General features: G+C 73.4%; 20 protein-coding genes. 7 read left to right on the top strand and 13 right to left on the bottom strand.

Features of this window, described 5'->3' with window-relative positions; all coding sequences use genetic code 11:
- Positions 1 to 86 precede the first annotated feature (86 nt).
- From LEP48_RS14245 to LEP48_RS14230, 4 genes are read right to left on the bottom strand one after another with little or no spacing between them, the layout of a single operon-like run.
- Positions 87 to 890, bottom strand: coding sequence for an ABC transporter permease (locus tag LEP48_RS14245; RefSeq protein ID WP_225566262.1), 804 nt, complete (start codon positions 888 to 890; stop codon positions 87 to 89).
- Positions 887 to 1852 (bottom strand): ABC transporter ATP-binding protein, encoded by a 966-nt coding sequence (locus tag LEP48_RS14240; protein ID WP_225566315.1) that lies wholly within the window; start codon positions 1850 to 1852, stop codon positions 887 to 889. Before LEP48_RS14240 ends, LEP48_RS14245 begins: the two co-directional genes overlap by 4 nt.
- Before the next feature lie 14 nt (positions 1853 to 1866).
- A complete protein-coding gene (locus tag LEP48_RS14235) occupies positions 1867 to 2166 on the bottom strand; it encodes a winged helix-turn-helix domain-containing protein (protein WP_225566261.1) in 300 nt (99 codons plus the stop codon).
- Entirely contained in the window at positions 2159 to 2869 is a 711-nt protein-coding gene (locus tag LEP48_RS14230; protein ID WP_225566260.1) for a hypothetical protein, read from the bottom strand. The genes LEP48_RS14235 and LEP48_RS14230 overlap by 8 nt, the downstream gene beginning before the upstream one ends.
- A gap of 145 nt (positions 2870 to 3014) precedes the next feature.
- On the opposite strand from LEP48_RS14230, the gene LEP48_RS14225 reads away from it, so the two are divergent.
- The 3 genes from LEP48_RS14225 (at position 3015) to LEP48_RS14215 (ending at position 5231) form a co-directional block, all read left to right on the top strand.
- Complete coding sequence (locus LEP48_RS14225; protein ID WP_225566259.1) at positions 3015 to 3965, top strand: SPFH domain-containing protein; 951 nt, start codon at positions 3015 to 3017, stop codon at positions 3963 to 3965.
- Positions 3962 to 4225, top strand: a complete 264-nt coding sequence (locus LEP48_RS14220; RefSeq protein ID WP_225566258.1) for a type II toxin-antitoxin system antitoxin — start codon at positions 3962 to 3964, stop codon at positions 4223 to 4225. Before LEP48_RS14225 ends, LEP48_RS14220 begins: the two co-directional genes overlap by 4 nt.
- 145 nt (positions 4226 to 4370) lie before the next feature.
- A complete protein-coding gene (locus LEP48_RS14215; RefSeq protein ID WP_225566257.1) occupies positions 4371 to 5231 on the top strand; it encodes a CPBP family intramembrane glutamic endopeptidase in 861 nt (286 codons plus the stop codon).
- 109 nt (positions 5232 to 5340) lie between these two features.
- On the opposite strand, the gene LEP48_RS14210 is transcribed toward LEP48_RS14215, so the two are convergent.
- The 4 genes from LEP48_RS14210 to LEP48_RS14195 are packed head-to-tail and all read right to left on the bottom strand — an operon-like array spanning position 5341 to position 10747.
- Positions 5341 to 7023, bottom strand: coding sequence for a dipeptide ABC transporter ATP-binding protein (locus LEP48_RS14210; RefSeq protein ID WP_225566256.1), 1683 nt, complete (start codon positions 7021 to 7023; stop codon positions 5341 to 5343).
- Positions 7020 to 8051, bottom strand: coding sequence for an ABC transporter permease (locus LEP48_RS14205; protein WP_225566255.1), 1032 nt, complete (start codon positions 8049 to 8051; stop codon positions 7020 to 7022). Before LEP48_RS14205 ends, LEP48_RS14210 begins: the two co-directional genes overlap by 4 nt.
- Positions 8051 to 9094, bottom strand: coding sequence for an ABC transporter permease (locus LEP48_RS14200; RefSeq protein WP_225566254.1), 1044 nt, complete (start codon positions 9092 to 9094; stop codon positions 8051 to 8053). Before LEP48_RS14200 ends, LEP48_RS14205 begins: the two co-directional genes overlap by 1 nt.
- A gap of 9 nt (positions 9095 to 9103) precedes the next feature.
- On the bottom strand, positions 9104 to 10747 hold the full coding sequence (locus tag LEP48_RS14195) for an ABC transporter substrate-binding protein (RefSeq protein ID WP_225566253.1): 1644 nt from the start codon (positions 10745 to 10747) through the stop codon (positions 9104 to 9106).
- 209 nt (positions 10748 to 10956) lie between these two features.
- On the opposite strand from LEP48_RS14195, the gene LEP48_RS14190 reads away from it, so the two are divergent.
- A complete protein-coding gene (locus LEP48_RS14190; RefSeq protein WP_225566252.1) occupies positions 10957 to 13620 on the top strand; it encodes a lysylphosphatidylglycerol synthase transmembrane domain-containing protein in 2664 nt (887 codons plus the stop codon).
- Between the two features lie 111 nt (positions 13621 to 13731).
- On the opposite strand, the gene LEP48_RS14185 is transcribed toward LEP48_RS14190, so the two are convergent.
- On the bottom strand, positions 13732 to 14013 hold the full coding sequence (locus LEP48_RS14185) for an HU family DNA-binding protein (protein WP_225566251.1): 282 nt from the start codon (positions 14011 to 14013) through the stop codon (positions 13732 to 13734).
- A 261-nt stretch (positions 14014 to 14274) separates the two neighbouring features.
- Between LEP48_RS14185 and LEP48_RS14180 the strand changes: the two genes are divergently transcribed.
- Positions 14275 to 15603, top strand: coding sequence for an MFS transporter (locus tag LEP48_RS14180; RefSeq protein WP_225566250.1), 1329 nt, complete (start codon positions 14275 to 14277; stop codon positions 15601 to 15603).
- 3 nt (positions 15604 to 15606) lie between these two features.
- On the opposite strand, the gene LEP48_RS14175 is transcribed toward LEP48_RS14180, so the two are convergent.
- Positions 15607 to 16440, bottom strand: a complete 834-nt coding sequence (locus LEP48_RS14175) for a copper resistance CopC family protein (RefSeq protein WP_225566249.1) — start codon at positions 16438 to 16440, stop codon at positions 15607 to 15609.
- A 119-nt stretch (positions 16441 to 16559) separates the two neighbouring features.
- On the opposite strand from LEP48_RS14175, the gene LEP48_RS14170 reads away from it, so the two are divergent.
- Complete coding sequence (locus LEP48_RS14170; protein WP_225566248.1) at positions 16560 to 18605, top strand: NAD(+) synthase; 2046 nt, start codon at positions 16560 to 16562, stop codon at positions 18603 to 18605.
- A 45-nt stretch (positions 18606 to 18650) separates the two neighbouring features.
- On the opposite strand, the gene LEP48_RS14165 is transcribed toward LEP48_RS14170, so the two are convergent.
- The 3 genes from LEP48_RS14165 to LEP48_RS14155 form a co-directional block, all read right to left on the bottom strand.
- A complete protein-coding gene (locus LEP48_RS14165) occupies positions 18651 to 20609 on the bottom strand; it encodes a penicillin-binding transpeptidase domain-containing protein (protein WP_225566247.1) in 1959 nt (652 codons plus the stop codon).
- A gap of 150 nt (positions 20610 to 20759) precedes the next feature.
- Positions 20760 to 21965 (bottom strand): MalY/PatB family protein, encoded by a 1206-nt coding sequence (locus LEP48_RS14160; RefSeq protein ID WP_225566246.1) that lies wholly within the window; start codon positions 21963 to 21965, stop codon positions 20760 to 20762.
- A 91-nt stretch (positions 21966 to 22056) separates the two neighbouring features.
- Entirely contained in the window at positions 22057 to 22761 is a 705-nt protein-coding gene (locus LEP48_RS14155) for a hypothetical protein (RefSeq protein ID WP_225566245.1), read from the bottom strand.
- A 303-nt stretch (positions 22762 to 23064) separates the two neighbouring features.
- On the opposite strand from LEP48_RS14155, the gene LEP48_RS14150 reads away from it, so the two are divergent.
- Positions 23065 to 23415: a hypothetical protein gene (locus tag LEP48_RS14150; protein WP_225566244.1), complete on the top strand. Its 351-nt coding sequence runs from the start codon at positions 23065 to 23067 to the stop codon at positions 23413 to 23415.
- Positions 23416 to 23418: the final 3 nt, after the last annotated feature.

Raw genomic sequence — 23418 nt, 5'->3', positions numbered from 1 at the left:
CCCCCCCGCCGGGTGGGGGGGGGGGTTTGGCCCCCTCCCCTCTGCGTTCGGGGGCCAACCCCCGCGCTCACAACACAGGCCGGGGGTCAGCGGAAGCGGCGGCCCTCGTCGCGACGGTAGGCCCACGTGGCCAGCGCCGCGAACACCACCGTCCAGCCGAGCAGCACCAGCCATGCGCCGCCATAGGCGGTCGTCCCGGTCAGGGCCTGGTCGAGCAGGTCACGGGCCGCCCGCGTCGGGGTGACCTTCGAGATCGCGTCGAGCCAGGCCGGGAACATCATCGGCGGCAGGAACAGCCCGCCCGCGAACGCCAGCGGGAACAGCACCACCTGGACGACGGCCAGCGCCGCCTTCGCGGGCATCGAGTACCCGATCGCCATGCCGAGCAGGACGAACGGCACCAACGCCACGAGGACCATCCCGATCCCCGCCAGGAGCTGGAGGACGGTGACGGTCGCCGCGGTGAAGAGCCAGGCCACGACGATGAGCGGCAGCAGGCCCAGCACCGCGAAGATCGCGCTGTTGGCGATCCGCGCCGCCATGCGCGGCGCGGGCCCGGCCGGCAGGCTGCGCACGTACGGGTCGAACGGCAGCTGGCGGTCCTCGGCCACGCCGAGCCCGAAGCTGAACAGGCTGGCGGAGCAGACGGCGAACATGGCCAGCCCGGCGACCGCCGTCGTCGCCCACAACGGGTTCTGCGCGACCTCCTGCTGCGGGACGACGAAGAACGCCATCGCCAGGGCGGGGAACAGCATGTTGCCGATCACGGCCATGGGGATGCGGATCGTCTCCAGGAACTGGAACCGCAGGTGCAGCCACGTCAGGCGCAGGGGCGTCACGACGCCTCTCGACGCGGGTGCGGCAGCGGGCCTCTGGGGTGCGGTGGTCATCGCTCTGCTCCTTCCCCGGGCATCCCGGGCTCGACCATCTCGGCGAACGCCTCCTCCAGGCTCGCGCCCCGGATCTCGAGGTCGCGGAAGTCGACGTCGGCGCGCACCAGGGCGCGCACGAGCGCGTCTGCGTCTGCGGTGAACAGCGTCTGGCGGGCACCGCCGTCGGACCCCGGGGTCGCGGCGGCGCCGGTGCCGGTACGCACCACCCCCGGCCACGCGGACAGGTCCGTGGCGCAGGTGAGCACGACCTGCCTCAGTGCGACGCGCCGCAGGATCACGTCCAGCGAGGCGTCGGCCCGCACCACTCCACGGTCGATGACGACGACGCGCTGCGCGAGCGCCTGCACCTCCTCGAGGTAGTGGCTGGTCAGCAGCACCGTGCCGCCCCCGGCGTGGTAGCCGCGGACCGCCTCCCAGAGCGCCTGCCGTGCGCCGACGTCGAGGCCCGTGGTGGGCTCGTCCAGCAGCAGGACGCGGGGCCGCCCGACCAGGGACAGCGCCACCGCGAGCCGCCGCTTCTGCCCGCCCGAGAGCGCGCCGGCCTGACGGCGGGCCATCTCGGCGAGCCCGAACTGCTCCAGCAGGTCGCCGGTCGGGACCGGGTCGGGGAAGTGCCCGGCGACGAAGTCGACCACCTCGCCGACGCGCAGCGTGGCCGGCAGACCGGTCTCCTGCGGGGTGACGCCGAGCCCGAGCCTGCTGGCGGCGTCCCGGGGGTCTCCGCCCAGGAGCCGCACCGTTCCGGAGTCGGGCTTGCGCTGACCGTTGATCAGCGACAGCAGGGTGGACTTGCCGGCCCCGTTGGGCCCCAGCAGGCCCACGAGCTCGCCGGGGCCGACGTCGAGCGTGACGTCGTCGAGCGCGACGACGTCCCCGAAGCGGCGCGTCACGCCGCGGACGGCGACGACCTCCCCGGACACCTCCCCCGGTGTGACGCGCGTGCTCTGCACTCTTTCCATGATCGGTTCGGCACTCATGCGCCGGCTCCCTTCAGCAGCCCGGTGAGGGCCTCGGTGTAGTCCTCGAACGCGCGCCGCCCCTGGGAGGTGAGCGCGAGATAGGTGACGGGTTTGCGTCCTGCGTGCGCCTTGGACACCCGGACGTACCCGGCGTCCTCGAGCTTGCGCAGGTGGGTGGACAGGTTCCCGGCGGTCATGCCGAGCACCTGCTGCAGCTTGGGGAAGGTGATCTCGTCGGCCGGGTCCAGGGTGGCCAGCGTCGCGACGACGCGCAGCCTAGCCGGGGCGTGGATGACGGCGTCGAGGTCAGTCATCGCCCGGCCCCTGACGCACGGCCGCGGCCTCGAGACCAGTGTCGGCCCGACGTCGCCGGCGCAGGTGGATCACCTGCAGCACGAGGGTGATGACGAGGAACCCGCCCCCGCCGAGGAGCGCCATGACGAGGTAGGTGCCCGGCATCCCGACGGACGTGGCCACGCCTCCGGTCAGCACGATCCACGCGCCGAGGACGTAGAGGCCGTCGTCCGCGAAGCAGGCGGACCCGGTGAGGTACATGATCCCGACGATCATGCAGGCCAGGCCGTTGGCGACCAGACCGATCACGTCGTCGGAGGCGCCGGCCCGGGCGATCCCGCCGATGATGAACGGGTAGGCGAGGAAGGCGAGGCACCAGGTGAAGCCCCACAGCACGCCGGCCCGCTGGCCGGCACCCCTGGTCCCGCCGGTGCGGCGGGCGCTGTGCACGATGGTGATGACGATCGCCGCGGCGAGCAGCCCGCCGAAGATGACGAACGCCGGCCCGCTGGGGATCCCTTCGGTACCGCGCGCGCTGGTCCACAGCACGAGGTAGCCGGCCAGCCACGCGACGCCCCACAGCAGGCACAGCAGCCGGCCGTCCGGCACGAGGGCCGACCGGGCGCGGTCCTGCTGCTCCCGGAGGATCCGCAGGGAGTCGGCGGCGGAGAACGCGTCCGGCGCCGGGTGGCGGCCGTCGTTCCCGTCGGGGGTGTCAGTCATTCCAGCCTCACAGACAACTTTGCGTTGCAAACCTGTTTGTCGATCATGACACGCGCGACGCCCGCCGCACAACCCCTCGGCGACGACCTCCCCACAAATGTGATATCACTTTGCTATCGCGTTGCCCGGCCACCAGGAGGAACCCATGCTCGACAGCCCCGCCCCCGTCCAGGACTCCGTGGGCGGCGAACCCACCGGGCGCCCCGTGGGGCACGCCGGAACCCGCGTCGAGGTCTCCGAGCGCCCCGCCTGGTCGCTCGGCGGCGGAGGTGCCGTCGGCGCCGTCGTCCTCGCCCTCGTCGTGGTGGCGGCAGGCGCGATCGGCGCAGCGGCGAGCGAGTCGTCCGCCATGGTCGGCCTCATCGCCGCGGGCCTGCTCCTCGCCCTGCTCGTCCTCACCGGGATCTCCGTGATCAGCCCTGGCGAGACGCTCGTCGTGCAGCTCTTCGGCCGCTACCTCGGCACCGTGCGGCGCACCGGGCTGATCATGACCGTCCCGCTGACCTCCAAGCGCCGCGTGTCCGTGCGCGTGCGCAACTTCGAGACGAGCGAGCTCAAGGTCAACGACGCCGACGGCAACCCCGTCAACATCGCCGCGATCGTCGTCTGGCAGGTCGCCGACACCGCCCGCGCGAGCTTCGCCGTCGAGGACTACGACGACTTCGTCGTCGTCCAGGCCGAGTCCGCCCTGCGGCACGTGGCCATGTCGCACCCGTACGACGGCGGGGACGACGTCGAGTCCCTGCGCGGCGCCACCGAGCTCGTCTCCGCCGAGATCGCGGCGGAGGTCGCCGAGCGCGTCGCGGTCACGGGTGTCGAGGTCGTCGAGGCCCGGATCTCCCACCTTGCCTACGCCCCCGAGATCGCCCAGGCCATGCTCCAGCGCCAGCAGGCGGGCGCCATCATCGCCGCGCGCTCGCGCATCGTGGAGGGTGCGGTGTCGATGGTCGAGGACGCGCTGGGCCGCCTCGAGTCGCAGGGCGTCGTCACGCTCGACGACGAACGGCGCGCCGCCATGGTGTCCAACCTGCTCGTCGTCCTGTGCGGCGACAGCCGGGCCACTCCCGTCGTCAACGCGGGATCGCTGTACCAGTGACTCCCGCCGGCACCGGGCCCGGGGACGACGCGTCGTCCCTGGGCGCCGGGCGTGCGGCCCGGCCGGCGCGCAAGCAGGTGCTGCTGCGGCTCGACCCGGCGATCCACGACGCGGTGGCCCGATGGGCGGCCGACGACCTGCGCAGCGTCAACGCCCAGATCGACCTGCTGCTGCGCCGCGCCCTGAAGGACGCCGGGCGCCTGCCCCGGGACGCCGCCCCCGCGCGGCGCCCCGGCCGCCCGCCGCTCCCGCCCGACTGACCGTCGCTCCGACCCGACCGTCCGTCACCGCGACCCACCCGCCACGAGCGACCGCTGTGAGCGGGCGTTCGGCCCGGTTCCGCGGCTGGAAGGGGGCCGATCGCCCGCTCACAACGTGGTCGCGGGGGGGTTCTACGCTGGGCGCGTGACCGCCGACCCGCAGACCGCCTCGCCCGCGCGCTGGGCCGCCCCGGCGCCCGCCGCACCGACCACGACGCCGTCCGCCCGGCGCCGCACCGCCGCCGAGATCTGGATCGTGCTGGGCCTGAGCCTCGGCCAGAGCGGCGTCTACGCGATCGTCAACATCCTCGCGCGGCTCAGCGCGGAGACCCCGCTCGCCGACCAGACCGCCACGCTCAACGCGAGCCAGTCCGAGCGCTCGCTGCTCGACCTCACCTACCAGGTGCTGGGCATCTTCTTCGCCCTGGTCCCGGTCGCGCTGGCGCTGTACCTGCTCAGCGGCCGGGCGTCGGCGACGTGGCGCGGCACCCGCGAACGGGTCGGTCTGGACTGGGGGCTCGACGGCGCGCGGCCGGGCCGCGACATCGCCTGGGGGTTCGGCCTCGCCGCCCTCATCGGGCTCCCCGGGATCGCGTTCTACCTGCTCGGCCGCGTGGTCGGCATCACCGTGCAGGTCCAGGCCAGCGCGCTGGACCAGCACTGGTGGGTCGTTCCCGTGCTGGTCCTCGCCGCCCTGCAGAACGGTCTGCTCGAGGAGGTCGTCGCCGTGGCCTACCTGCACGAGCGCACCCGTGACCTGGGGTGGTCACGCCTGTGGTTCGTGGTGACCAGCTCGCTGCTGCGCGGCTCCTACCACCTGTACCAGGGCATCGGGCCGTTCCTGGGCAACGTCGTCATGGGCCTGGTGTTCTCGTGGTTCTACACCAGCCGGTGGGGACGGAACCGGGTGCTGCCGCTCGTCGTCGCGCACACCCTGCTCGACGTCGTCGCGTTCGTGGGCTACGCCCTGCTGCCCGCGGCCTGGAAGACGACCCTCGGCCTCTAGCCGTGCCCATCCAGGGACGCAACGAGCATGCCGGCTCGACCCTCAGACGGCCCGTCTGAGGATCAAGCCAGCACGCTCGTTTCCCTCAGGGGGGCGGCGAGGCGCTCGTTCAGCCCACCTGGAGCGCGCGCAGCGCCTCCCGACGCTCCGCCTGGGCCACCGGGTCCGGGACGGGCAGCGACGCGAGCAGACGCCGCGTGTAGTCCTCGCGGGGCGCGCCGAGCACCTCGGCGCCCGTGCCCTCCTCGACCAGCTCGCCGCGGTACAGCACCGCGATCCGGTCCGCGAGGAGGTCCACGACCGCGAGGTCGTGCGACACGAACAGGCAGGCGAAGCCGAGCTCCTTCTGCAGCTCGGCGAAGAGCTCCAGCACCCGCGCCTGCACGGACACGTCGAGCGCCGACGTCGGCTCGTCCGCGACGAGCAGCTCCGGGTCGAGCGCCAGCCCGCGGGCGAGCGACGCGCGCTGCCGCTGCCCGCCGGACAGCTCGTGCGGGAACCGGTCGCCGTAGCTGCGCGGCAGCTGGACCGCCTCGAGCAGCTCGTCCACGCGCCGACGGGCGGCCTCCGCGCTCTTGGCACGGCCGTGCACCACCAGCGGCTCGGCCACGCACTGCGCGATGGTCAGCAACGGGTTGAACGACGTGGCCGGGTCCTGGAAGACGAACCCGAGCCGCGGACGCATCGCCTTGAGGTCACGCCCCTTGGCGCCGCGCATCTCGGTGCCGAGCACCTTCAGCGACCCGCCGCTCACGGGCGTCAGGCCGGCGATCGCCCGAGCGATCGTCGTCTTGCCGGACCCCGACTCCCCCACCAGCCCGAGCACCTCGCCCGGGCGGATGGTCAGGGAGACGCCGTCGACGGCCGTGAACGCCGGCTGCCGGAAACGCCCGGGGTAGACGATCCGCAGGTCGTCGGCGCGCACGACGGGCTCGGAGTCCGCCCAGCCGTCGGGCCGGGACGACGCCCGCTCGACGGCGCGCGCGGTGCCCTCGCCGATGCGCGGTACCGCCTTGAGCAGCGCCCGGGTGTAGTCGTCCTGCGGGTCGGCGAACAGCTCGCCCACGGGCGCCTGCTCCACCACCTTGCCCTGGTACATGACGGCGACGCGGTCCGCGAGGTCCGCCACCACACCCATGTTGTGGGTGATGAGCACGATCGCGGTGCCGGTCTCGTCGCGCAGCGTGCGCAGCAGGTCGAGGATCTCGGCCTGCACGGTGACGTCGAGGGCCGTCGTCGGCTCGTCGGCGACGATCAGGCTCGGCCCCAGCACCAGCGCCATCGCGATGACGATCCGCTGCTTCTGCCCGCCCGAGAACTGGTGCGGATAGTGGTCGATGCGGTGCTCCGGGTCGGGGATGCCCACCTGTCGCAGCACCTCGACGGCGCGCTGGCGCGCCACCTTGTGGGACACCTCGCCGTGGGCGCGGATGCCCTCGACGATCTGCCACCCCACCGTGTAGACGGGGTTGAGCACGCTCGACGGCTCCTGGAACACCATCGCCACGTCGCGCCCGCGGGCCTCGCGCAGCTTGGCACCGGACACGTGCACGACGTCGGTCTCCCGGCCGTCGCGGCCGGTGAGGACCACGGCGCCGCGCGTCGTCGCCGTCTCGGGCAGCAGCCCGAGCAGCGTCTTGGCGGTGACCGTCTTGCCGGATCCCGACTCGCCCACGACGGCGAGCACCTCGCCCGGGGAGACGTCGAGGCTCACGCCGTCCACGGCCCGGACGGGACCGGCGTCGGTGGCGAACGAGACCGCCAGGTCGGTGATGGTCGCGACGGCGCTCATGCGACGTCCCCCTTCTCCACCGAGGTGGCGGCAACGTCGCCCGAGACCTTGCTGGACCGCGCGCGCATCCGCAGGCGCGGGTCGGCGAGGTCGTTGAGCGACTCGCCCATGAGCGTGACGCCCATGGCCGTGAACACGATGGCCAGGCCGGGGAACATCGAGGTCCACCAGATGCCCGACGTGACGTCGGCGATGGCCCGCTGCAGGTCGTAGCCCCACTCGGCGGCGGCGGTCGGCTCGATGCCGAACCCGAGGAAGCCCAGGCCCGCGAGGGTCAGGATCGCCTCCGACGCGTTGAGCGTGACGATGAGCGGCAGCGTGCGCGTCGAGTTGCGCAGCACGTGGCGCGTCATGATGCGCCAGTGCCCGGTGCCGAGCACGCGCGCCGAGTCGACGAACGCCTCCCCCTTGATGCGCACCACCTCGGAGCGCACCACCCGGAAGTACTGCGGGATGAACACCACGGTGATGGAGAGCGCCGCGGCGAAGATGCCGCCCCACATGTTCGACTGGCCGCCGGAGATGACGATGGCCAGCAGGATCGCGAGCAGCAGCGACGGGAACGCGTAGATCGCGTCGGCCACGACCACGAGCAGCCGGTCGAGCCAGCCGCCGAAGTAGCCCGACACGAGGCCGAGCAGCACGCCCACCACGATCGACGAGACCACCGCGACGATGACGACGAGCAGCGCCGTCCGGGCGCCCCACACGACGCGGGACAGCACGTCGTAGCCGCCCACCGTGGTGCCGAACCAGTGCTCGGCCGACGGCGCCTGCTGGGCGCCGAACGCGCCGTCGAGGCTCCGCAGCTGTGACCAGCCGTACGGGGCGATCAGCGGTGCGAACACCGCGACCAGCACGAACACCGCGACCAGCACGATGCCGGCGATGAGCATGCCGCGCTGCAGCCCCACGCTCTGGCGCACCTGGTGCACCACGGGGAGCTTCTTGAACCAGGACCCCCGGCCCCCGAGGTGCTCGGGAGCCGCGCCCTGCGTGCCGACCGGAGTGATCTCCGCTGCACTCATCAGTACCTCACCCTCGGGTCGATGAGGGCCGCGATGATGTCGACGAGGAAGTTCGTCACCGCGACCACCACGGCCATGAGCACGACGATCCCCTGCACGGCCACGAAGTCGCGCGCCTGCAGGTACTCGGCGAGCTGGAAGCCGAGCCCGCGCCACTCGAACGTCGTCTCGGTCAGCACGGCGCCCACGAGCAGCATGGCGACCTGCATGCCGGCCACCGTGATGATCGGGATCAGGGCGGGCCGCCACGCGTGCTTGCGCACCAGGCGGCTCTCGGCGACCCCGCGGGAGCGGGCCGCCTCGACGTAGCCGGTGCCGAGCGTGCCGATGACGTTCGTCCGCACGAGCCGCAGGAACACGCCTGCGGTGAGCAGGCCCAGGGCCGCGGCGGGCAGCACGGCGTGCGAGAGCACGTCGAGCACCACGGCAGGGTCGCCGGTCCGGAACGCGTCGACGAGCATGAAGCCGGAGTCCGCGCCGGCCATCTGCATCGCGATCTCACCGTTGGTCGACACGCGGCCCGCCACGGGGAACCAGCCGAGCCACACGGAGAACACCAGCTTGAGCAGGAGCCCCGCGAAGAACACCGGGGTCGCGTAGGCGAGGATCGCGAGGATGCGCAGGACGGCGTCCGGCAGACGGTCGCGGAAGTAGCCGCTGATCATGCCGAACGGGATGCCCAGCAGCAGCGCGACGACGATCGCGTAGGCCGCGAGCTCCAGCGTCGCCGACCCGTACGTGGTCAGGACCTCGGTGACGGGTCGGTTGTCGCTGAGCGTCGTGCCGAAGTCGCCGGTGAAGACGCCGCGCAGGTACTCGAGGTACTGCACGAGGATCGGCCGGTCGTACCCGGCGGCATGGATCCGCTCGGCGAGCTGGTCGGGCGTGAGCCGACCGCCCAGCGCGGCGGTGATCGGGTCACCCGTCGCGCGCATGAGCACGAAGACGGTGGTGACCAGGATGAAGACGGTGGGGATGATGAGCAGGAAGCGCACCAGGATGTAGCGTCCCAGTGCGCTTCCTGCCGTGTTACGTGAGGCCACGGGGCAGGATCAGCCCTTGGCCAGCGCGCCGTAGCGGAACTTGAACGACGCGTCCAGCGTGTCCTCGGCCCCCGAGACGTCGGTGCCGACGACGGCGACCTGCGCGCCCTGGAGGTAGGGGAGCGTGGACAGGTCCTTCGCCACCGCGTCCTGGATCTGCTCGAGGAGCGCCGTGCGCGCCGCCTCGTCAGCCGTCACGGCCTGCTCGAGGATCATGTCCTCGACGTCCTGGTTGACGTAGTGGTTGCCCAGGAAGTTCTCCTTGAGGAAGAACGGCGTGAGGTAGTTGTCCCCGTCCGAGTAGTCCGGGAACCAGCCGAGCTGGTAGGCCGGGTAGACGTCCGCCGAACGGTCCTTCGAGTACTGCACCCACTCGGTGGTCTGCAGGTTGACCGTGAACAGGCCGTCGGACTCGAGCTGGTCCTTGATGAGGGCGTACTCGTCGCCCGACGACGGGCCGTAGTGGTCGTTCGAGTACTGGAGGTCCAGCTCGACCGGGGTCGTGACGCCCGCGTCCTCGAGCGCCTTCTTCGCGGCGGCGGCGTCCGGGCCGCCCGCGCCGTCGCCGTACAGGCCCTTGAGCGAGTCGGTCGCGCCCGTGAGGCCCTCGGGCATGTAGGAGTACAGCGGGGTGTAGGTGCCCTTGTAGACCTGCTCCGAGAGCGCGGCACGGTCGAGCAGGTGCGCCGCCGCCTGGCGCACGGCCAGGGCCTTCTTCTCGTCGCCGTCGGGCTGGTCGGCACCGTACGGCTGGGAGTTGAAGTTGAACGTGATGTAGCGGATCTCGCCGCCGGGGCCGTCGACGACCTTGACCGCGTCGTTGGCGCGCAGGTCCTCGATGTCGGTGGGCGACAGGGAGCGGAAGGCCACGTCGACGGAGCCCTCCTGGACCTCGAGCTTGAGGTTGGAGGCGTCCGCGAAGTACTTGACGGCGACCTTCGGGGTCTTCGCCTCGCCGAGGATGCCCTGGTAGCCGTCGTACGCCTCGTAGGAGACGAGCTCGTTCATCTTGTAGCTCGAGATCGAGTACTGGCCGGCGAAGGCCTTGCCGTCGACGATCTCGGTGTCGGGCGTGAGCGCGTCGGCCGCGAAGACGTCCTCGTCGACGATCGGGCCCACGGGCGAGGAGAGGATCTGCGGGAAGATCTGGTCGTTCTCGCTCTTGAGCTTGAAGACGACGGTGGTGTCGTCCGGCGTCTCGACGCTGTCGAGGTTGTACAGCAGCGACGACGGCCCGTTCTCGTCCGCGATCGCGAGCTGGCGGTCGAACGTGAACTTCACGTCGGAGGACGTGAGGTCGTTGCCGTTGGCCCACTTCAGGCCCGGCTTGAGCTTCACCGTGTACTCGGTGGGCGCCGTGAACTCGGCCGACTCGGCGATGTCCGGCTGGACGTCCGGGCTGCCGTACGGCGTGTTCATCAGGAACGGGTAGACCTGGTTCATGACGGCGAACGAGCCGTTGTCGTAGGACCCGGCCGGGTCGAGCGACGTGATCTTGTCGGTGGTGCCGACGACGAGCGACCCGGCAGCACCGCCGCCGTCACCGTCACCACCGCCGGTCGAGCCACCGCCGCACGCGGTCAGCACCAGGGCCAGGGCCGCCACACCGGCGGTACCTGCGAACAGCCTTCGTGAGGCTCGGGTCGCGCTCATCTTCGGGGATCTCCTTCTCCAGGACGGGCCACAGCACGGACGCCGTCACCCTGGTCACGATGCGGGCGTTTCTAGCACACCGCAGTGTCGCCCAGATCACGGTCGTGGGTCACGACCACACTCGTGACCGCATCGTGATCGGGCAACCTACCACCACGCCGGGCACGAGTCACCGGCCAGGAAGGGCCGCACGACCTAGACTGCGGCTCATGTCCGGAGCGAGCACCGCAGGCCCCGCCCCGGTGCCGTCGCACGACCACCCGCCGCCCACCGGGCCGTTGCAGGCGCTCCTCGGCGGGGAGGTCCAGGCGTCCGACCGGGGCGACGACCTGGTACGCGTCGTCGACACCCCGGAGCCCCGGGTGCGGCACCCCTCCGACATGCTCGGCATGGTCATCAGCGCCCTCGGGGTCGCCCTGGTGCTCGTGATGTCCGTCTACGCGCACGCCACCACCGAGGGCGTCACGGAGGACGTGCAGAGTTTCAGCACGCTGCTCGCCCGGCTGCTGTACATCCCCGTCGCGGTGCTCGAGGGCCTGGTGACGCTCTTCGTCCCCGCGGCGGTGCTCGTCGAGCTCGGCATCCGGCGCCTGGGCCGGCAGGTCGTGGAGTCGATCTGCGCGGCGGCGCTCGGGCTCCTGCTCGGCATCCTCACGGTGGTGCTCCTGTACCAGTTCGGCAGCGACGAGCTGATCCGGGGCCTCTCCGTGCGCACCGGCGGCACCTGGAGCCTGACCGTCCCCGGCTACGTCGCCGCGATCGCCGGGCTCCTGACGACAGCCGGCCCGCGCACGCGACGGCGCACGGTCCGCTGGTCGTGGAACGTGCTGTACCTCGCGCTGTTCATCGCGCTCATCACGGGCCAGGTCGCGCTGCCGGGCGTGCTCGTCGCCCTGCTGCTGGGCCGGCTCGCCGGGCAGGCCGTCCAGTACGTCTCCGGGGTGCGCAGCGAGCGGGCGTACGGCGCGGACCTGGTGGCCGCCGTGCGTCGCGCCGGGTTCCAGCCGTCGGCGCTGGTGCGCGTGCGCGACACCTCCGCCGACGTCGACTCCGAGGTTCCCGACGCGCCGGACGACCCGACGGCGTCCTTCGACGCCGCCGGCGCGGAGGTGACGCCCTCCGGCGGCCTCCCCGAGGGCCTGCCGGAAGAGGACCCGGCCGAGGACTCCGCCGACGCGGCCGCCGTCGCCCTCACCCGCGCCGGCGACAACCGCGTGTACGCCCTGTTCACGGACGACGGGGCGCGACGCGACGTCGTCGTCCTCGACGGCGACCGGCACGTCATCGGCGCCCTGGCACGTACCTGGCGGGCTCTGCGGCTGCGTGGCATCGAGGGCCGCACCGCGATCTCGCTCAAGGCCGCGGCCGAGCGCATCGCCCTGCTCTCGTACGCGGCGACCGCCGCCGGCGTGCGCACCCCGCGGCTGGAGGGCATCGGCATCGCCGACGACTCCGTCGTCCTGGTCCAGGAGCACGCGAACGACGCCGTGTCGCTGCGCGACGTCCCCGACGAGCTGCTCGAGGGGCCGCGCGGCGACGCCGTCCTGGCGCAGGCCTGGGAGCAGCTCTGCCGGGCGCACGCCACCGGCCTGACCCACCACGCGTTGACGCCCGACGTCCTGCTGGTGCACCACGGCCCCGACGGCGCCCCCCACGTCTGGCTGACCGGCTGGGAGCAGGGCGAGATCGCCTCGTCGACCTTCTCGCGCCGGCTCGACCTCACGCAGATGCTCGCGATCCTCGCCCTGCGCGTCGGGGCGACCCGTGCGCTCGCCTCGGCCGTGCGCGCGCTGCCGGACGAGGACATCGCCGCCATCGGGCCGCTGCTGCAGTCCGTCGCGCTGCCGCCCGAGACCCGCACCGAGGTGCGCCACGCGAAGGGGCTGCTGGACGAGCTGCGCGACGCCCTCGTCGAGCGGCTCCCGCAGGCCGACGTGCAGCCGCAGAACATCACCCGGTTCGGCGCCCGCACGATCATCATGGTGACGCTGATGATCGTCGCCGTCTCGGTGATCGTCACGACGATGAACTTCGAGGAGATCGCCGCCGCGATCGCTCAGGCGAACCCGTGGTGGGTGGCGGCGTCCTTCGCGTTCGGCGCGATCACCTGGTTCGGCGCGGCGCTGACGTTCTCCGCGTTCTCCCCCGAGAAGCTGCCGCTGTGGCGCGCGACCCTGACGCAGATGGCGGGGTCGTTCGTGTCGCTCGCGGCCCCGGCCGGGATCGGGCCGGCTGCCCTCAACCTGCGGATGCTCACGCGGCGCGGGGTCGCGATGCCGATGGCGGTCGCCACCGTGGCGCTGGTGCAGGTGTCGCAGTTCGTCGTCACCGTGCTGCTGCTCGTGGTGCTGTCGATCTTCACCGGCACCGGCGGCCTCATCGAGCTGCCGTCCACGACCGTGCTGCTCGCGATCTCGGGCGTGGCCCTCGCGGTCGTCGCGACGCTCCTGGTGCCCGCGGCCCGGCGCTGGGCGTGGGAGAAGGCCCGCCCGATCCTCGAGCAGGTGTGGCCGAGGCTGTCGCAGATGCTCGGCCAGCCCGGCCGGCTCGCGCTCGGGCTGGGCGGCAACGTCGTCATGACGCTCGGGTACGTGCTGGCGTTCGACGCCGCGCTCGCCGCGTTCGGGCAGTCGCTCAGCCTCATCGACGTTGCCGTGGTCTACCTGGTCGGCAACGCGCTGGGCGCCCTGGTGCCGACCCCCGGCGGCCTGGGGGGCGTCGAGGGCGCGCTCATCGCCGGCCTCACCGCTGCCGGCATCCCCGCGTCCCTCGCGTTCTCCGTGACGATGCTGTACCGCGTCGTGACCTACTGGGCCCGCGTGCCCATCGGCTGGGCGGCCATGCGGTTCCTGGAGCGCAAGGGCGACCTGTAGCCCTGCCCTCGACCCGTGGTCGCGGACGACGAAGGCCCGCCGCTCGCGACAGGGCGAGGGGCGGGCCTTCGTGGGGCCGACGACGACGCGGGGCGCCGCGTCAGCCGTGGATCACTTGGCGACGGCCTTCTTCAGCACCGAGCCGGCGCTGATCTTGACGCCGTAGCCGGCCGGGATCTGGATCTCCTCGCCGGTGCGCGGGTTGCGACCCGTGCGGGCGGCACGCTCGACACGCTCGACCGACAGCAGGCCGGTGACCTTGACGGCCTCGCCCTTGCCGAGCGACTCCTCGAGGACCTCCTGGAACGCGTTCAGGAACTTCTCCGCGTCAGCCTTGCTGAGCTCGGCCTTGCCAGCGATGGCCGAGACGAGCTCGGACTTGTTCAGCGACATGTGAATCCCTTCTCCGGATCACGACGCACGCTGACCGCGCGTCGTCACGTTCACGTCACAGCCCGGCGTCGCACCGGGAGGACGGGGAACACACTAAGGAACATCCGCAGATTCCTGCGACTTTTGCCCGCGTGGCGTGCCGGACAGGTCGGAAGTCTCACGTTCCGCACACCTGATCCGGCCCCGGGACGGCCCGCGGGCGTCCGCGTGACCCCCGCACCGATGAGGACCGCGTCGGTGGGCCGTCCTACTCTCGTGCCCGTGACCCGACCCACCCCCACCCCGGGGACGCCCGTGCCCGCGCCGCGCCCTGAGAGCCACCGCCGGCGCAACCTCACGGCGCTCGTGCTGGGCAACGCCCTCAGCGGGGTGGGCGTGGCCGTCGGAGCCTCCGTGGGCGCGCTCCTGACCGAACGTCTCGGCGGGACGTCGGTCGCCGGCCTGGCGCAGGCCGTCGGGGTGCTCGCGGCCGCGATCGCCGCCATCCCCCTCGCGAACCTCGCGGCCCGGCGCGGACGGCGCGTGGCGCTCGGCCTCGGGTACGCCCTCGCCGCCGCGGGCGCGCTGATCACCGTGCTGTCCGCGGTCGCCGGGTCGCTGCCCGTCCAGCTCGTGGGGATCGGGCTGTTCGGCATCGCGAACGCCGTGACCCTCCAGTCGCGCTTCGCCGCCGCCGACGACGCCCCCGCCGCGAGCCGCGCCCGCACCATGTCCGTGGTCGTCTGGGCGACGACGGTCGGCTCCGTGCTGGGTCCCAACCTCAGCGCGCCCGGCGACGACCTGGGCGCCGGCCTCGGCCTGCCGCCGCTGGCCGGGCCGTACGTGCTCGCGCTCGTGGCGCTGCTCGCCGCGTCGACCGTGGTCACGGCCCTCTACCGGGCTCCCGCACGCGCCGACGGGGACGACGACGCCGTGCCCACGGGCTCGCCGCTCGTCCCGCCGCTCGGTTCCCGTGCCGCGCTGCGGTGGGCGTGGCACCACCCGGTCGCGCGCTTCGGGCTGGTCATGCCCGCCTGCGCGCACGCCGTGATGATCGTCGTGATGGTCATGACGCCGCTGCACCTGCAGCACGCGGGCATGTCCCTGGAGGTCGTGGGCGTCGTCATCAGCCTGCACATCGTGGGGATGTTCGCGTTTAGCCCGGTCTTCGGCTGGCTCGCGGACAAGATCGGGGGCGTGCGCACGACGGCGGTCGGCATCGGCCTGCTGGCCGTGGCGCTGGTCCTGGGGGTGACGGCTGCCGCCACGGCCCCGGCCGAGGCGGTGCACGCCGCCCACGGTGCGGCTCCTGCCGGCGGCCCGACCCTCACCGCGGCCGCCCTGCTGGTGCTCGGGCTGGGCTGGTCGGCGTGCCTCATCGGTGCGTCGGCCCTGCTGGCGTCGGTGGTCGAGCCGCAGGTCAAGCTGCCCCTGCAGGGAGTCTCGGACGCCGCGATGAACTACGCCGGAGCCGCAGCCGCCGCTGTGGCCGGCCCGGTGCTCGCCTGGGGCGGCTTCGGCGCCGTCAACGGCGTCGGTGCGCTGATCCTGGCGCCCGCGATCCTCGCGCTCGTGTCCGCTGCCCGACGGCGGTCGCGCGCCACCGTCTGAGCGTCAGCGGCCGCTCGAGCCCGCGTCGTCCCGGCCGTCGTCCGTGCCGTCGGGCCGGCCCCCGTCGGACTCGGCGTCGTCACCGCGCGCCGCGGTCCGCTCGTCGAGCTCGGCGAGCATCCGGCGCTGGCGCAGCACGACCGCGGCGGCCACCCCGACCGCGGCGAGGACCACCACGCCGAACAGCCAAGCGACCGCCCACCCCGCCTCGCCGCCGGCGTCGAGCTCGACTCCCGGCGTGCCCGCGGCGTGCTGGTGCCCGTCCGCCGACGGCGTCGCGGGCGCCGTCGAGCCGGTGTCCACCGACGCGGACGGCTCGGTACCGGCCTCCTCGCTCGGCGCGACGCTCTCCTCCGGGTCGGAGGCGGCGACGCTCCGCTCGGCGGCCGACGCCACGACGTAGCCCAGCTCCCCCTCGATCGGGTGGCCGTCGGAGGACACCACGCGCCACCGCACGTCGTAGTCACCGGCGGGCAGGCCGTCGGGCAGCGTCGCGGTGACGACCTCGCCGTCGACGACGACCTCCGCTGCGACGTCGCCGTCGGGGGTACCGACGCCGACCTGAGCGCCCGCGGCCAGCAGCTCCGCGCTGAACGTCAGGGTGATGACACCCGGCGGCTCGTCCAGGGTGGCGCCGTCCTCGGGGTCGGCGGACACGAGACGGTCGTGGGCCGCGGCCGGCGGGGCCAGGCCGACCGACACCGCCGTCGCACCGAGCAGGGCCGACGCCGTGACGAGCAGCACGGCGAGCCCGGTGGTGAGCCGGGAGGCGAACGGGATGGGCGAGGACGCGCGCGGGGCCGCGGCACGACCGGGCAGCGCAGGGAGCAGAGGCACCCCCCGACCCTAGCCACGCCTCCCCCGGCGGCCGAACCCGGGGAGGACCCGAACGAGGCGTCATCGCGTTCCCGTCCCCGTGTTCGGCGCCCACGCAGGGGCGTTCCTACACTCGGGGGGTGGACTTCTCCTCCGCGTACGCCCACGGCTTCGCCCGGGTGGCCGCCTGCACCGTGCCCGTCACCGTCGCCGACCCCCGCGCGAACGCCGCCGCGATCCTCGCCGAGGCGCGCGCGTGCCACGACGACGGGGTCGCGGTCGCCGTCTTCCCCGAGCTCTGCGTCTCCGGCTACGCCCTCGACGACCTGCACCTCGCCGACACGCTGCTGGAGGCCACGACCGACGCGCTCGCACGGATCGTGGCGGCGTCGGCCGACCTGCGCCCGATGCTCGTCGTCGGCGCCCCGCTGGAGGTGGGGAACCGGCTGCTGAACTGCGCCGTCGTGGTCCAGGGCGGGCGGGTGCTCGGCGTCGCCCCCAAGTCGTACCTGCCGAACTACCGCGAGTTCTACGAGAAGCGCTGGTTCGCCCCCGGCGACGACCGTGCCGGGGCGACCGTCACGCTGCCGTTCGCCGAGGAGCCCGTGCCGCTCGGCCCCGACCTGCTCTTCCGCGCGTCCGACGTGGCGGGGCTCACCGTGCACGTCGAGGTCTGCGAGGACCTGTGGGTGCCGGTGCCGCCGTCGGCCGAGGCCGCGCTCGCGGGTGCGACGGTGCTCCTGAACCTGTCCGCGAGCCCCATCACGGTGGCCCGCGCCGAGGACCGGCACCTCATGGTGCGCTCGGCGTCGCACCGCGGCCTGGCGGCCTACGCCTACGCGGCCGCGCAGGGCGAGTCGTCGACCGACCTGTCGTGGGACGGCCAGACGATGATCTACGAGGTGGGCGACCTGCTCGCGCAGTCCGAGCGCTTCCCCGACGGCGCGCGGCGGTCCGTGGCCGACGTCGACCTGGACCGCCTGCGGCAGGAGCGCCTGCGGCAGGGCTCCTTCGACGACAACCGGCGAGCGCTGGGCGAGCGGACCGAGCGCTTCCGCACCGTGACGTGGGCGGCGGACCCGCCGTCGGGCGACATCGGCCTGCGCCGCAAGGTGGACCGCTTCCCGTTCGTGCCCGACGACCCCCAGCGGCTCGCGCAGGACTGCTACGAGGCGTACGGCATCCAGGTGTCCGGGCTCGAGCAGCGCCTGGCGTCCATCGGGCAGCCGAAGATCGTCGTCGGCGTCTCCGGCGGTCTCGACTCGACGCACGCCCTCATCGTCGCGGCGCGGGCGATGGACCGGCTCGGGCGGCCGCGCACCGACATCCACGCGATCACCATGCCCGGCTTCGCGACGTCGTCCGAGACGAAGGACCGGGCGACGCGGCTCGCGACGTCGCTCGGCGTGACGTTCGAGGAGCTCGACATCCGGCCCGCCGCACAGCAGATGCTCCGCGACCTCGGGCACCCGTCCGGCGCGGGCGAGAAGGTCTACGACGTCACCTTCGAGAACGTGCAGGCCGGGCTGCGCACCGACTACCTGTTCCGGCTGGCGAACCACCGCGGCGGCATCGTGCTCGGCACGGGTGACCTGTCAGAGCTGGCGCTGGGCTGGTGCACGTACGGCGTGGGCGACCAGATGTCGCACTACGCGGTGAACACGGGCGTGCCGAAGACGCTCATCCAGCACCTCATCCGCTGGGTGGCGGACACGGGGCGGTTCGAGGCGGAGACCAACGACCTGCTGCGCGAGATCCTCGCCCAGGAGATCTCCCCCGAGCTGGTGCCGGCCGGCGAGGGCGAGGCGCCCCAGTCCACGGAGGCCGTGGTGGGGCCGTACGCGCTGCAGGACTTCACGCTGTTCTGGACGCTGCGGCACGGGCTGCGGCCCTCGAAGATCGCGTTCCTCGCGTGGCACGCCTGGCGCGACGCCGAGACGGGCGCGTGGCCGCCGAACTTCCCGCACGACGAGCGGTCAGCGTACGACCTGGCGACCATCCGGGCGTGGGAGGTCGTCTTCTTCCGCCGGTTCTTCGCGTCGCAGTTCAAGCGCTCCGCCATCCCGAACGGCCCCAAGGTCGCCGCCGGCGGCGCGCTGTCGCCCCGCGGGGACTGGCGGATGCCGTCCGACGCGTCGGCCGCCGCCTGGCTGGCGGAGCTGGAGGAGAACGTGCCGCACGCCTGAGCACGTCCCCGCCGAAGACCACGCGATCCGTGCCGCCGGGCGGCGTCAGCCCACGGACTCCAGGAACTCGTGCATCAGGGGGCCGGCGGTGTCCGAGCCGCGGTGGCCGTCCTCGACGAAGACGGCCACGGCCAGGTCCTTCATGATCGCGACCATCCACACGTGCTGCTTCGACCCGTCGCCGTACTGCGCGGTGCCGGTCTTGGCCCCGAGGACGCCGTCGACGTCCCGCAGGATGTCGGCGCTGCCGTCGGTCACCACGCCGTGCATGAGGTCCCGGATCACGGCCGCCTCGTCCTTGGTGACGGCGCCCTTCGGCGTCTCGGGCGCCTCGGCGTCCTCGGCGGGGCGCACCAGGACGGGGTGCACCGGCGCGCCGGCCACGACCCCGGCGGCGACCGTGGCCATGCCGAGGGGTGACGTCTGCACCTTGCCCTGGCCGATGAGCGACGCCGCGTGCTCCGTCTCGCCCGCCTCGGACGGGACCGCGCCGAGGAACGCGGGCACGCCGAGCGCCGCCGTGGCGGCCTTGTCGCCGACCAACCCGAGCCCGGTGGCCGCGGCCGCCAGGTCGGCCTGCGACACGACGTCGCGCTGGGCGATCATCGCCGTGTTGCACGAGTGCGCGAACGCCTTGCTCAGCGGGACCTTGCCCAGCGCCGAGGCGGGGTAGCCGGGCACGTTGCCGAACGTGCGCCCGTCCACGGTGATCGTGTCGCTGCACCTGACGGGTGAGTCCGCGGTGAGCCCGGCGCGCTGCATCGCGAGCGCGTCGACGATCTTGAACGTCGAGCCCGGCGGGTACTGACCGAGCGTCGCGGTGGACCACCCCTCGCTGCCGGGCCCGCTGGCGGCCGCGAGGACCTCGCCGGTGGACGGCTCGATCGCGACGATCGCGCTGGCCGGGTCGACGTCGTCCAGCACGTCCTCGGCCCGGGTCTGGACGTCGACGTCCAGGGTGGTGCGCACGGGGGTGCCGTCGACGGCGTCCACGCGGAAGAGGTCGCGCGGCTCCTCCTCGTCGGCAGCGGCGGCGGACCCGTCGAGGGCCTTGGCCGAGCCGTCGGGCGACACCACCTGCACGACGACGCCGGGGACCCCCGCGAGCTGCTCGTCGTACTGCCGCTGCAGTCCCGTCAGCCCGGCGACGTCACCCGCCTGCACGCGCCCCTCGGACTCGGCGATGATCTCCTTCGTCGCCTCCCCGGACCGGCCGAGGACCGGCGCCGCGAACGAGCCGTAGGGTGCCAGCTCGAGGGTGTCGTCGATCGCGCGCACCCCGGGGATCGCGCGCGCCTCGTCCACCGTGAAGTCCACGCCCGCGTCGACGTCGCGGACGGTGATCGCCTTGACGAACGCCTTGTCGCCGGCGGCCTCGACCTTGGCGAAGTACTCGTTGGGTTCGATGCCCACCAGGACGGCGAGACCGCGGGCGGCCGACTCCAGGCCCAGGCCCTCGACCAGCGTCTTGTCGACGCCCAGGTGCCAGACGTCGCGCGCCGTCACCATCGGCTCGTCGGCGCCGTCGAGCACGTCCGCGCGGTCCGCCCCCAGCTTCCTGACCTTGAGCCGCTCACCGGGCGCCAGGTCGGGCACGAGCACGTCGGGGCGCCACACGACCTGCCAGCTCCCCTCGTCGTCGGAGGCGGCGGGAGGCACGTAGGCGAGGTCGACCGTCGTGTCGTAGTCCCAGGTGGTGCCCTGGGCGAGCTCCCACGTCCAGTCGAGCGTGACCGGGACGGTCACGTTGCCGTCCTCCTCGACGGCGCTGCCGACGTCCGCGACCGTGACGCTGCGCGTCCGCTCCCCTGTCGCCTTCTCGAGCGGCTCGAGGATCTGGTCGAGCTGGGTCTGCGCGTCGACCGACCCGCCCACCCGCATCGGCAGGCCGGACAGGTCGCGCGCCGACAGCGCGGCCACGAGCGCGTCGGTGACGCCGTCGACCGGCGGGCGGTCCGGGCCGGAGCATGCCCCGAGCAACAGTAGCAGGGGTGCACTCGCCACGAGGGCGAGGAGAGGGCGGTTCCGGCGGCGCACCTTGGGTAGGTTAGCGCCTGGACCGGGCCTCGGCGCCGCGCACGCACCAGGCGAGCTGTGACCATGCTGCACAGGAGCTGCACAGGATCCGTGTGACCGTCGCCACATCTCGCCGGGCTACGCCGCGAACAGCGCTCCCAGCCGCCCGACGGCCTCGGTGAGGACCGCCGGGGACGTCGCCAGGTTGATCCGCAGCCGCCCCGCCCCGCCCGTCCCGAACGGGACCCCGTCGCCCAGCGCGACCCGTGCGCCGTCCAGCACGCACCGGTGCGCCGCAGCGGCCTCGACGCCGGCCGGCAGCGCGTCGCGCACGTCGAGCCACGCCAGGTAGGTGGCGTCGCCGGGGAGCAGGCGCGCTCGCGGCACCCGCGCCTCGATCAGCCCGGCCACCAGGGCACGGTTGCGGACGACGCCGGCCAGCAGCGCGTCCAGCCAGTCGTCCCCCTCGGCGTACGCCGCGGCATGTGCCAGCACGCCCAGATGGTTGACGGCGTGGCCGGCCTCCTCGGGGATGCGGCGCAGGTCCGCGGCCGCACCCGGCCCACCGAGGGCCACGGCGGCGCGCAGCCCCGCGAGGTTGAACGCCTTCGACGCCGAGTGCACGACGATCGCCCGCTCCGCGCCGTCGACGCCCAGCAGGGGGACGAACGCCGGCGCCCCGTCCGCGACGCGCTCGAAGGTGAACGGGGCGTGGACCTCGTCGGACACCACCCGCACGCCGTAGCGGTCCGCGAGCGCCAGCACCGCCTCGAGCTCGCCGCGCGTGTGCACCGTTCCGGTGGGGTTGTGCGGGCTGCACAGCAGCAGGACGGCGCGACGTCCGCTGCCCGGACCGCCACCGTGCTCCGCGGCCCCGGTGGCGCGGGAGAACGCCTCCTCCAGCGTGCCCAGGTCGAGCCGACCGTCCGGCGTCAGGGGCGCCTCGACGACCTGCCGTCCCTCGTTGCGCGGGAAGGCGTAGAACGGCGGGTACACGGGCGGTGTCACGACCACGGCGTCGCCCGGCGCGGTCAGCACCCGCAGGACCTCGGTGACGGCGATCATGACGTCCGGCAGCGTGCGGCTCGTCGCGACGTCGGGCTCCCACCCCCAGCGCCGCACGGCGAACGGGGCGAGCGCCTCGGCGTACGCGGTACCGATGTCGTACCCGGTGTCGCCGAGCTCCAGGGCGCGGGTCACCGCGGCGACGACGAACGGCGCCGCGGGCGTGTCCATCTCCGCGACGAACAGCGGCAGCACGTCCGGCGGGTACGCCCGCCACTTCACGGACGTACGGCGGCGCAGGTCGTCGAGCGTCAGCGCGTCCAGGGGGGTGTCGGTCACGCTCCCGGTCTACCAGACGACACGGACGTCCGGGCGGGCCGGTCCCGCCGGTCCCGCCGGTCCCGCCCGTCGGCCACCCGTCCCGCCGTGGTCACCCGGCGGCGACGGCGGGCTTGACGACCGTCGTCCACTGCTCCTCGCGCAGCGACGGCTCGTCGTCCGACCGCCCGGCCCAGGTGCGCGCGTCCTCGATGGTGGCGCGCAGCAGCTCCCGCAGGCGCGCGTCCACGTCGGGGACGAACGCCTCGCTGATGCCCTGCACGGCCGTCGAGACGACGGACGGTGCGGCGTCGCGCACGAACCGCTTGGGCCGCACGTGCGTGCCCTCGCAGAACTTGTACGCCCACCGCGCGGTCTTGGGCGCCGCCGCGAGCGCGTCCGCGCTCTCGGCCGAGAGCGTGCCCTCGGGCCGGTCGTCGAGCACGTCGAGCATGCGCTCCGCGCCGATGATGGCGACGGCGAGCGTCTGCTGCCGGTCGGCGGGAGCCACGGGGAGCGCCGTCTGGGCCGCGCGCAGGGCGATCCGCACGTCCCATCGCGGGTCGTCGTCGCGCAGCCCGATGACCGACGGGATGAGCGGCGCGAGCTGCGGACGGTGACCGTCCGACGTCAGGTCGTTCACCGCGCGGGCGAGCATCGCCAGCAGCGGGTGCGTGCACTGCGGGTGGTCGCTCCAGCGTTCCCCGGCCAGGAACGACGCCAGCTCCATGAAGCAGGCGCCCTTCCTCGGGTTGCGGTGCTTGCCACGTCCGAGCATCGGCAGGGCGTCGAACGCCCCTGCGACAGATCCAGCCACGAGTCCACCCCCGTATCGGTCCGGTCCCCCCAGTGTGCGACCGGTGTGACCCAGGTCGCAACGGATAGCGCGGATCCGTGCCCGGCTCCCCCGGTCCGCCGGGGCACCTCAGACCACCTCAGACCACCTCAGGGCACCTCAGAGCCGTCCGGGCCGGCCCCGGCCCGCCGTATGAGGTACCCGCCGTCGCCAGGACCGGGCATCCGCCCGATCCGCCGGCCGGCACCTCACGACGAACGTGAGGACCACGAGATCAGGGCACGAAGGACAGGCCGGGGCAGCCCGGCCGGCGAGGGGATCGAGATGAACGGCATCATGTGGGACGGGGCCATCGAGGCCGAGGTCGCCTACCGGACGCAGCGCGCCGTCGACACGGCCCGCCGCGGGAACCGTCGGGCGTCCCGCACGCCGCGGGCCCCGCGGCGGATCAGGACGACCCGGTCGACCCGGACGACGGCGGACCGGTGGTGGTCGGCCTTCGGCCCGGCCCGGGCCCGGAGCGCGGTCGAGCGGCTGGGGGCGACCGTGGACGCCGTCGCCGCCCGCACGGACGCGGCCGAGTGGGACCGTCAGGTGACGCGGCGCTCGGCGCAGATCGCGAGCGCGCTGGACAGCATGGGCCCGCGGGACGGCGCGGGGCGCGGGATCGCGTGACCA

Origin of the sequence: Isoptericola luteus, from assembly GCF_020297055.1 — a bacterium.
Classification (GTDB): domain Bacteria; phylum Actinomycetota; class Actinomycetes; order Actinomycetales; family Cellulomonadaceae; genus Isoptericola; species Isoptericola luteus.
Note: the sequence above shows the minus strand (reverse complement) of the source record. Positions and strands in the feature narration are given on the sequence as shown.